We start from the raw sequence: 10,002 nt of genomic DNA on the forward strand, positions 1-10,002 counted from the left end.
AGGTCAGGCCTGCGCGTAAATTTCCAGGCAGCGTTTAACCACTGCGGGCCACAGGAACTTCTCCAGGACGCGCTGCCGGGCGGCTTGCCCCATGGTGCGTGCCTGGTCTGGATTTTCCCGTAGCCACAGAATGCGCTTGCGAAGCGTGGTCTCGTCATCAGGGGGAACAACGAATCCCGAGACGCCGTCCTCCACGATTTCCGGCAGGCTGGCTACCGCAGTGCAGATCGCTGGACGTCCACATGCCATGCCCTCAAGCAGTGTCTGTCCCAGAAGCTCGGGGACTTTAGTGGTTTGGCCGTAGAGATTCCGATAAAGGCTGGGAAGGACAACACAGAGAGCGTGACGGTAGGAGCTGATAAGCTCTGCGTCCGTGCAGTCATGATGAAAGGTGACCTGCTTGCGCGCGGCGAGAGCGCGAAGCTCTGTATAGTAAAGCTCGCCTTCCCCTATACGTGGCCCGATTAGATCGAGCGGGACGTGATCTGGCATAGCTCGGATCAGGAAGTCCACCCCCTTGTGCGGCAGAAGGCGGCCCACAAAGAGCACGCTGCTCGCGCCATTCGGCAAGATGGAATCGTTGGGAGAAAATTTCTCCGTATCCACACCACCCAGGATGACATGTGCCCACTTCCGGCGATCGTGACCGAAGGCGGCGCGGCTGTACTGGCTGATGTGCAGGTGGCCGTGATACCAGCGATCGGTGGAAAGGTAGGCGGAGATGTCCCAGCCGCCTCCCCCGAGATCGGTCACGAAGACCTTGCGTCCGGTTAGGCGCGAGCACAATGCGGCGAGCGAGCTGGCCAGAACATGCTGCTGATGACAGTGAATCACGTTGGCCCAGCGCAGCTCGGAAAACAGCGCTCCAGAGAATGGATTTGAGCGCTGGCCGCGGACGTACCACGAATGTCCCGCCACCCTAATGCGGAGACCACCATCCATCTGCTCGATCTCCTTATCGCCGAAGGTCAGCAGGCGGGTGGGGACTTCGCGCGACATGTAACGCGCCAGCTCCAGGGCGTATCGCTCCGCTCCACCCACCACGCCGGTCGGTCCGAAGAGCGCGGGGACGATGTGGAGAACCCGCATTTGGTGGGAAGAGCCGTTTCGCATTGAATTAACTGGTCAAGGTACTTCGGGTTAGCCGGCGCAGAATTCGGCTTGCGCTCGCCCGGATGACCGAAGGTCCGGCTGCCAGCCATTGGCGGAAACCTGCGGCGCTCCTTCGTTCACTCGCCAGGCGTTCCCGGAAGGCCCGGGGATGAACGATGGCAAATGGGCCGGCGCTCTTGCGGGCTTCTTCCAGTAATAAAGGTGAGGATTGCAAGTAGTCATCCCGGACCATAAGGAGAGTGTTCTGTGCGTACCACCACTCGACTTTGGGATCGTTCCATATACGGCGGCGAATGCAGTCCACGGGAACGAAGCCGAACTTGCGAAAGTGTTCAATCCACCATGTTGGCCATTGTTCGTTGATGTGATTGGTTCCGGTCTGAGCAGGAACAGCGGCAGAGAACAGGATCACCGGTGAGAGCGCGACCAGCGATTCGATGAAACTCTCCGCGCTGGAAGCCGGAAGATGCTCGGCAACCTCAAGCGACATAGCAAGGTCGAAGACTCGATCGACGCCGAACGGCCGCGTCAGATCGCGAGGGCAGAAGTTTTCAGCCGCGATGAGCAGAGTGGAGCGATCGACGTAATCTCCATCAATGCCCAATACGTCGTCCACTCCAAGTTTCTGGGCAGCAGCCAGCCAGGCGGCCACACCGCAGCCCACGTCCACCACGGAGCGTACCGGTATCAACTGCAATACCTGCGGCAGCACGCGCAGCGCAGATTGATAAGAGCCTTGCTGCTGCTGCTCATAAAAGGCTCGGGTGTACGGTGCGGATTCCGCCGCAAGTGTCGGGTTGGCTGCGGTGTTTGTCATCTTGGGCGGGAGGAAACGAAGGCAATCTCAACCGGCTCAAGAGTCCAGGTTGCAGGCCAGAAGATCGGACCGCACTCAGCACCAGGAAGCTGGCCATTCCCGAAAACATCGGCAGAGATCACCTCAAATGAAAAGGCGTCGTAAAGGACGTCGTAGTCGTCGTAGAGATCCCCGAAGAAAAGATCTACGCAATAGGTGTCCGGCATAAGCGGGAGGTTAGCCAAGCGACAGGTGATGATGCCTTCGGACGCTGCATCCTCGAATTGGTAACCGCGAACCATACGGTTGTTGATTCCGAATACTGGCGAACCATGATTGTTCTTTACTATCAACCCCAAGACTGGCCTAAGGGGTTGAGGGCTGCAGTATTCGACGCGAAGAGACAACGAACTCCCCATGCGTATCGTTGACGTCGGCATTCCATCATCGCCCCGGAGCGACACACTCCGCATAATCGGCTGATAACCCGCCGGACGCCCCGGGTGGAGAACGAGATCATTAGAGCTCTCTTTGGGGGCGGCATCCGCGGAGAGATATCTGCCAATCAAGTCGTGCGGAGTTCCAAGGCCCTCCAGCCGTCCCCCGGAAATGTACAGGCAGCGATTGCAGAGCGACTCCACTGCGGCCATGTTGTGGCTGACGAAGAGCACGGTACGGCCGCTGGAACTGACGTCGCGCATCTTCCCCAGGCACTTCTTTTGAAATTTGGCATCGCCCACGGCGAGGACTTCGTCCACCAGCAGGATTTCCGATTCGAGAAAAGCGGCCACCGCAAAGGCCAGACGAAGATACATCCCGCTGGAGTAGCGCTTGACAGGCGTGTCGATGAAGCGCTCGACTTCAGCGAAAGCTACGATGTCGTCAAATTTGGCGTCGATCTCGGTTCGCTTCATGCCGAGGATGGCGCCGTTGAGATAGACATTTTCGCGTCCCGTGAGTTCGGGATGAAAACCGGTGCCAACTTCAAGCAGACTGCCGACTCGGCCATAGAGATCGACGCGGCCCGTGGTGGGTTCGGTGATGCGCGAAAGAATTTTGAGCAGCGTGGACTTGCCGGCGCCGTTCCGGCCAATGACTCCGATCACGTCGCCAGGCACGGCCTGAAAGGAAACATCTTGCAGCGCCCATATCATTTCTGGCTTGGGTTTGCGAAGCTGCGCCAGCGGCGCGCGAACAACCCGCATGATGGCTTCACGAAGGGTCTCGTAGCGATCCTCCAGGGCGCCGATCGCGTACTGCTTGCCCAGGCTCTCGACTTGGATAATCGGCTTCATCCTAAATCGTGTCCGCGAAAGTGCGCTCCAGGCGCCGAAAAGAGTAGGCGGCGTATACCAGTAATGCCACAGCAACGAGACTCGAGGTCAGGAGCGCCTGCCAGGGAAAGGGCTTGCCGAACAGAGCGGAACGAAAACTCTCGATCACGCCGGTCAGCGGATTCAACGCCAGAGCCCAGCGCCATTTCGCGGGCACGAGGCTGGCCGGATAGATGACCGGAGTGGCGAACATCCAGAACTGCACCGCAAAGGGCAAGGCGTAGCGAATGTCGCGATATTTCACGGTCAAACCCGCGAACAGCATGCCGACTCCAAGTGAGAGCGTGGTGACCAGAGCGATCAAGAGGGGCAGCACAAGGATGCTGGAATGAATGGGCAGGCGATACCAGAACATGAGCCCCGCGAGCAATGCGAAGGCAATGAAGAAATCCACCAGGGCCGCCAGTACGGCTGACCCGGGGATAATCATGCGCGGAAAATAGACTCGGGTAATGAGGTTGGAACTGCCGATGATGCTGGTCGAACTGCTGCCTACCGCGTTGGCAAAATATGTCCAGGGAAGCAGTCCCGCGTAAGCAAAAACCGAATAGGGGATGCCGTCGGAAGGAAGGTGGGCAAGCTTCCCGAAAAACAAGGTGAAGATGATCATCGGGAAAAGTGGCTGAATGATGGCCCAGGCCGCGCCCAAGGCGGTTTGCTTATAGCGAATCTTGATGTCACGCCAGGTAAGAAAGTAGAGCAGCTCGCGGTGGGCCCATACGTCGCCCAGGTCAAGCGAAATCCAGCCCTCACTGGGGCGGATGGTGAGAACGGGCTGCTCGGGTAGCGTAAAAGCATCCGCGTGCGGACGGCCGCGGGAGTCGCTGACCGACGCAAGCTCTTGTGGTTCGAGTGCTACCGGCTGAGACACCGATTTCCTTTCTTTGTGCTAGAGGTTAGCAAATTAAAGCCCGCTTCGGAGGCAAACTCACGTGCAAGTCCTTCCGGGGTGTTTACAGAGTTGGCTCGACCTGCAGCGGTCCGGCTGGCGAATCTCCACGGATTCCGGTCATCAGGCGCCGCACCTCCGACGATCGCTGGTTGTACCAGGGCCGCGCCGCTAGCAGGCCGTCAAGACGTCCGTGCAAAAATTCGCAGCGCAGAACATCGGGGTCGCCATCGCGGCCGAGTTTGAGGCTCCGTTTCAAAATGCCGGAGGGCGTTAGGAACAGCTGAGCGAGCATGCTGGTTGTCTGCCAGATCCAGCTTTCACGAAGATAGCGCACTTGCAGTAAAAGGCCGTTCCGCGGCGGTTTGCAGGCATAAACCAAAGCGTCTCTTTCAGGGGTAGTGTAGGCAGACCAGTAGGCAAGCTGCCGCGCATAATCCCAATGCAGTCTTCGCTCAGGGAGGAAGTGTTTCATGCGCAGTGTCGGATCAATCCACAAGCGCCAGCCGGCCAGGCGAAGCGAGTAAGTAAGCTCGGAGTCTTCTCCTGAGCCGAGGGATTTGCCAGTGCGCCCGACGGAAATAAAGCGAAATTCTTTTTGGTCGAGGTCAACCAGGGCAGACTTCCGAACCGTAAGCCCGGCGCCGCAGAGCATGTGAATGCCCGTGACGTCTCCGGAGGGCTCGCCTGCCGGACCCAAAGCATAAAGATAAGAAACGGGCGCGAACCAGGAGGGACGTTCAGTCTCGAACTCCGGCTCAACGATTCCGCCCAAGGCCCCGACTTCCGGATGATCACGCATTACTGCATAGACCAACTGCACCCAACTGGGGTTGAGCCAGTTGTCGTCATCGATGAAGGTGAGGAACTCGTAGCTGGCCTCCGCCATTCCGCGAGCACGGGCATAGGCAAGACCAAGCTTGGGTTCTTCCACAACCCTCAGGTTGGCTCTTGACTCCGCCGGCCAGAGTCGCCGCGCAAGAGAGGCAGTGCCATCGGTAGACGCGTTGTCGACAATCAGTACTTCCCAGGGAATATGCGGATCGACGCGTTGCTGTGCAAGATGCTCGAGAGTACGAGGCAGAAGGGCGCTGGAATTGTGGCAACAGATTATTACCGTGACGCCCGAGTGGTTCAACGATCCTCCATAGTCAATCTTTGCAGACCACAATCAAGTCAGAGCCAGCCAATCGGCTTGGGTCGCTCTCCTGCGTGACGGGCGTTGCCTCCAGCCATTGTTCTTCACGGCCCAATGCCTTCATGTAAAGCGCGAGTGTGTTCCTGGCCATGGCTTCGCGAGTGAAGTGTTGCGAGCGCCGCTCGGCGGCGTGCCCAAGATCAGCGCGACGCGTGGGATCGTCGAGCAAGGAGCGGATCGCGGTCGAGAGCAAAGCAGGATCCCGGGTTTCAGTTTGTACCCCGGCATCTGCCAGTATTTCCGCCATGGCGGACTGGTTGCGAACGACGGTGCAGGCGCCGGCGGCCATGGCCTCCAATACCGGAAGACCGAACCCCTCGTACAGCGACGGAAAAACAAACAGCGCAGCCCGCCGGTATAGCAGGCTCAACTCCTCATCCGAAATGAAGCCTGTCATTACCAGGCGATCCTGCAGTCCCAGCTCGCGGACATCGGCTCGGAATCGTTCTTCGCGCTCCGGAGTGACTGCCGCCCGGCCGAACAGGACCAGGCGGACGTCCGGATGATGCCGTCGCACGTCGGCCATGGCTCGCAGCAGCGAAATCAGATTCTTTCGCGGTTCAAGATTGTAGGGAGAAAGCAGGAATGGCTTGGCGGCGATTTCCGCCACGGAACTGGATCTACTCAGGTCCTGCTCGGTGGCGGATTGGGCGCAGAGATAAACCACCGATATTCGTTCTCTGGGGATTCCCCAGAGCCGGTGGACATCATTTGCCGTAGCCTCGGAGATAGCGATGATAGAAGGGCCCGTCGACTGAACCGCGTGTTTGAAGGCACGATACGGCTTCGAGTCCACGGCAGCCTGATACTCGGGAAACAGCTCGAACATCATGTCGTAGATGGTCACGACCGCACGTGCGCCGGAGAGCGGTGGAAGAAATGAATGCAGGCTGTGCAGGAGATCCACACGATGATGACGCAGGAGCCGGCGGTAGCGGAGGGGATACGTCCGTTGCCCACCCCGGATGTTCCAATCCGCAAGCTGAACGTACCGCCACCAATTGCCGTTCTGGAAAATTGACCGGATGGGTTCTGGTGGAGATGGTTGCGACCCGATGACGATGAAGTTGAAATCGAGAGGTAAGACCGCGAGACTGCTGATCAAATCCACACAATAGCGATATTGCCCATTGCCGAAGTTGAGCCGATCCAGCCAGCGGAAATCCAGGGCAATGGTGGATGTCTTTCTTGCTATCTGCCTAGATGTAGCGGATCGGGTCACGGACGGGGTGATCTCCTCATCTCAAATGTGCCGCCAGAGCGGCAGTCAACGGTCTCCGGCTAGCAAAAAGGTTACGTGCCTGGTAGGCCCGCTGGTGGCGGAATTCGTAGATGCGATAGCCGAAAGGCAAAAGAAGATCGCCGGCGTGACTGCCGGGGAGCGCTTCGAACACGATATCGGGCGCAGAGGATGCCAAGGCGTCGCCCCCGCCGCGAAATACCGCATCTTCCGCACCCTCGACGTCGATCTTCATGACATCTATTTTTGGGATACGGTGCTCGGCTACGAAGGCATCCAGGGTGCTCGCCTGGACGGAAATCTGAACCGAATTGTCGCACCGCTGGAGCGAAGAATTTCCATTCTGCTCCGCCCCGTTGGCCACCCAGAAATCGACGGGTCCCGATTGATCTGAGAGCGCCAGGTCAAAGGGGTGAATGTTCAAGCCTGGATTCAGCGCCACGTTGGAGCACAATTGCCGGTAAATCGCAGGCGCCGGATCGAAGGCAAACACTCGGCTGCAACGGCGCGCGGCTAACAAGGAGAAATATCCGACATTAGCTCCGACATCGAAGAAGCACATCCCCGGTTCGAGAAGTGTGTCAAGCAAGCGAGTCAAAGCGTAATCCCAGCATCCGTAGATGTAGATGGCCCGGCCAACCGGAGTTGTGACGTCGACGTCGATGAGCAGGGCATCGTCAAATTCGGTGCGAATCAAGCCACAAGCTGCCCCCAAGCGCCAACGAAGTTGCCGAGGGATAGCGCGTCCAAGGTCATGCCACAATTCCGGCTTGGTGTGGGGCAAGTTCTGTTTGAGGAAGCTCAGCACTCAGAGCCCACCTTTGCGATTTCCTCTTCGACTTCGACAACACTATCGGCCGCGATGTTCACGATCCTCTCTGCCATGTCGCGCCAGGTGTACCGGCGCAGATAGGAACCCAGGGCGAGGAAGGCTTCCCGAGTCTCCGGCATGCGCTTGCGCCAGCGGCGAAGCATTTCCGCCAGGATGCGGCAGTTGTCAGGATTGGGGATCAACAGGTGACGGAGTTCGTCGGGATAGTGTTCGGCGACGCCTGCGGAAGCGGTAACCATCGCCGGCACTCCACGGCAGATTGCTTCCTGAACGTTCATTCCGAAACCCTCATAACGCACTGGGCTGACCAGCAGGTCGGCGGCGGCCAAAACTTCAGGCACACGATCGGTTACTCCCAACATGCGGACCCGCGGTTCCAAATCGGAAGCGGCGATCTGGAATCGCCAGTCCGGCAAGTTTCTTCCCGCACCGGCAACCACGAGGTTGGCATCCCAATCGGTAATCCTGCACAATTCGCGAAAAACGGACCACAGAGTGTCGAAACCCTTGTTGTGATCGTGCCCCAGGCCTCCAATGAATGCGATCAGAGGGCGCTCGGGGGAGAACCCGAGCCACTGCCGCGCCGCCGAACGTTCCTCGCTGCTGGGAGGCCGAGACTCCGGATCGGCGCCGGGATACACGGCGTGTACGCGTTCGGGTTTAACTTGCAACAACCGGATCAGATCGTCTCGAGTGCGCTCGGAGTTGGCCAGTACCAGACTGGCGCGCGCAATGGCACACTGCTCGCTCCGCCGCGCCAGGAATTTGCCGAGCCGATTCTTCGCGCGAGACCAAAGCGGTGCCCCCTGGTCGCGGCAGGGCCAGGCATGGTGAACGCAGTGCACCCAGTTGATGTCGGGCCAATCGCAATTTCCGCCATTGGCCAGGACTCTGGCGTTTGGCCAGCGGCGGCACACGTCGGTGATTACTTCCCGAGCCCGCCGGCGCAGCAGCCCTTCAGCCAGCAGATAAGAATTCGCGAATTTCGGCACAATGCAAGCTTGAACCCCTGCGCGGCCGCGTAGTGCCGGATCCACGGAGTGGGCCACGAGGAAAACGGGGATGTTCTGCTCGACGAGATACTGGGCGAGCATGAAATTAGACTTGTCCATTCCGCCCAACGGGCGGAAATCGCCGGCCACTAAGACCCAGGGAGCGGATTGGGCAGGCGTACGCTCCTTCATGAAACTCCCGCCGTCCGAGAAAGAATAAGCTCTGGAGAAAGCAATCCACGGGCTCCATGCATCTCCAGCACTCCCTCACTGCAGGAAACCGCAATCCAACCCATCTCCATCAGGAAGAAAGCCGATGCCGGAATCGAAGTGAATAACCCAAGTCCAATGAATGCCATCGAGCCGTAAGCCAGCACAGCAAAGTAGGCGAGCCGCCGGCCCAGGAACATGGGAAGCTGCGGGTTCCCCTGGCGTCGAGTGAAGACCCAGAGCAGAAAGAATACCCAGGAGAACAGCCCGAGCACGCCCGTCTCGAGTTGAATGCGGCCAATTTCGCTTTCGATAATGAGAGGATTGTTCACGCGAGAGGCAAGGAAAAACGGCATGCTGGTGCCTCCGCCTCCCAATCCATTGCCAAAAGGGTATTGGACGATAGCGTCGACCAGGGAGGTGTTCACGCTTCCCCGCACCCGCTCGGTGACAAATTCGGTGTCCCGCAGGCTGGCAAAGCGCTGCAAGCGCTCCTGGGAGGACACCACCCAAAAGATCAAAGCTGCGATCAACAGCCAGGCCACTCGATAGATTGGGCGGACGCGGGTAGAAAAAGTGAAAACGCAGAACAGCACCATCAGCAGCAGAAAAGAGGTTCGTGAAGCACACAGAAAAATGCCCAGCATCGCCGTGACGATGCCCGCCATCAGAAGCTGCCGCCGGCGTATACCGGACTGTTCGCGTACCCAGGAACCGACGATCAGGGGCAGAGTCACCAGCATGGTGCCGCCGTAGGCATGGGCATTGGCAAAGATCGCCGGAATACGATGAGCTCCCGCACTGCCCACATCGTTGCTGCGATAGATGAGCTGCGTAACTGCACTGTAGGGGTAGAAGGGTTCGATGCCCATTACAAATTCTGCCGCCCCGAAAAGGAAGGCGACAAGGTTCAAGATAGACAGCCAGAGTGCAATTTGTTCGATTTCATCAGTGCGGATTTGCGCTCCCACCAGCAGAAAAGGAATCAAGAAGATGCTGCCGCGCAATCCCACCAGTTGCACCAGAGGGTCCTGAACGGGGACGAAGAACAGGATGAGAGGCCAGGTGATGAGCAGCAGCACCCAGTGCCTGAGCCTTTGGCCATCAAGGCTGGCGAAGGGGCGGATCAAACGGTTGATCTGGGCGCCGTAAAGACCAACTACTGAGAAATCAAAAAGAAAATGAGAAGCGGGGTGAATAACGTTGGCCCGAATGATGCCGTAGAAGTAGCCGGTCGCGATCACAGCCAGCAGGCCCCGAACCAGCGAGTGGCGGGCAGCAACGTAGGTGCCGATCAGTGCCAGGGCGCACAACAGGTATGCCATCGGTCAGTCTCCGCTCCCCGTCTGACGCAGGACGGAGGTGTCGGCGAGTTCGCCAACAGTCCGCGGACCTGAG

At 58.7% G+C, this 10,002-nt stretch carries 9 protein-coding genes; all 9 read right to left on the minus strand.

Annotation, left to right across the window (positions count from 1 at the left end; translation table 11 throughout):
- Positions 1-3: 3 nt before the first annotated feature.
- Positions 4-1,113 carry a glycosyltransferase family 4 protein gene (locus VEG30_12170; GenBank protein ID HXZ80681.1) on the minus strand — a complete coding sequence of 370 codons (1,110 nt, stop codon included), beginning with the start codon at positions 1,111-1,113 and terminating at the stop codon, positions 4-6.
- Between the two features lie 4 nt (positions 1,114-1,117).
- Positions 1,118-1,930 (minus strand): class I SAM-dependent methyltransferase, encoded by an 813-nt coding sequence (locus tag VEG30_12175; protein HXZ80682.1) that lies wholly within the window; start codon positions 1,928-1,930, stop codon positions 1,118-1,120.
- Entirely contained in the window at positions 1,927-3,204 is a 1,278-nt protein-coding gene (locus tag VEG30_12180) for an ABC transporter ATP-binding protein (protein HXZ80683.1), read from the minus strand. The genes VEG30_12175 and VEG30_12180 overlap by 4 nt, the downstream gene beginning before the upstream one ends.
- Position 3,205: 1 nt before the next feature.
- Positions 3,206-4,114, minus strand: coding sequence for an ABC transporter permease (locus VEG30_12185; GenBank protein HXZ80684.1), 909 nt, complete (start codon positions 4,112-4,114; stop codon positions 3,206-3,208).
- A gap of 82 nt (positions 4,115-4,196) precedes the next feature.
- Positions 4,197-5,270: a glycosyltransferase gene (locus VEG30_12190; GenBank protein HXZ80685.1), complete on the minus strand. Its 1,074-nt coding sequence runs from the start codon at positions 5,268-5,270 to the stop codon at positions 4,197-4,199.
- A gap of 13 nt (positions 5,271-5,283) precedes the next feature.
- Positions 5,284-6,552 (minus strand): glycosyltransferase family 1 protein, encoded by a 1,269-nt coding sequence (locus tag VEG30_12195; GenBank protein ID HXZ80686.1) that lies wholly within the window; start codon positions 6,550-6,552, stop codon positions 5,284-5,286.
- A gap of 16 nt (positions 6,553-6,568) precedes the next feature.
- On the minus strand, positions 6,569-7,378 hold the full coding sequence (locus VEG30_12200; protein HXZ80687.1) for an FkbM family methyltransferase: 810 nt from the start codon (positions 7,376-7,378) through the stop codon (positions 6,569-6,571).
- Positions 7,372-8,586 carry a glycosyltransferase family 4 protein gene (locus VEG30_12205; protein HXZ80688.1) on the minus strand — a complete coding sequence of 405 codons (1,215 nt, stop codon included), beginning with the start codon at positions 8,584-8,586 and terminating at the stop codon, positions 7,372-7,374. The genes VEG30_12200 and VEG30_12205 overlap by 7 nt, the downstream gene beginning before the upstream one ends.
- Positions 8,583-9,929, minus strand: a complete 1,347-nt coding sequence (locus tag VEG30_12210; protein ID HXZ80689.1) for a hypothetical protein — start codon at positions 9,927-9,929, stop codon at positions 8,583-8,585. Before VEG30_12210 ends, VEG30_12205 begins: the two co-directional genes overlap by 4 nt.
- Positions 9,930-10,002 lie beyond the last annotated feature (73 nt).

This window comes from Terriglobales bacterium, assembly GCA_035624455.1.
GTDB lineage: Bacteria > Acidobacteriota > Terriglobia > Terriglobales > Acidobacteriaceae > DASPRM01.

Coding starts and splice junctions, on each gene's coding strand:
- VEG30_12205 (HXZ80688.1), bottom strand. CDS start 8,586: ATGAAGGAGCGTACGCCTGCCCAATCCGCTCCCTGGGTCTTAGTGGCC.
- VEG30_12170 (HXZ80681.1), bottom strand. CDS start 1,113: ATGCGAAACGGCTCTTCCCACCAAATGCGGGTTCTCCACATCGTCCCC.
- VEG30_12180 (HXZ80683.1), bottom strand. CDS start 3,204: ATGAAGCCGATTATCCAAGTCGAGAGCCTGGGCAAGCAGTACGCGATC.
- VEG30_12175 (HXZ80682.1), bottom strand. CDS start 1,930: ATGACAAACACCGCAGCCAACCCGACACTTGCGGCGGAATCCGCACCG.
- VEG30_12210 (HXZ80689.1), bottom strand. CDS start 9,929: ATGGCATACCTGTTGTGCGCCCTGGCACTGATCGGCACCTACGTTGCT.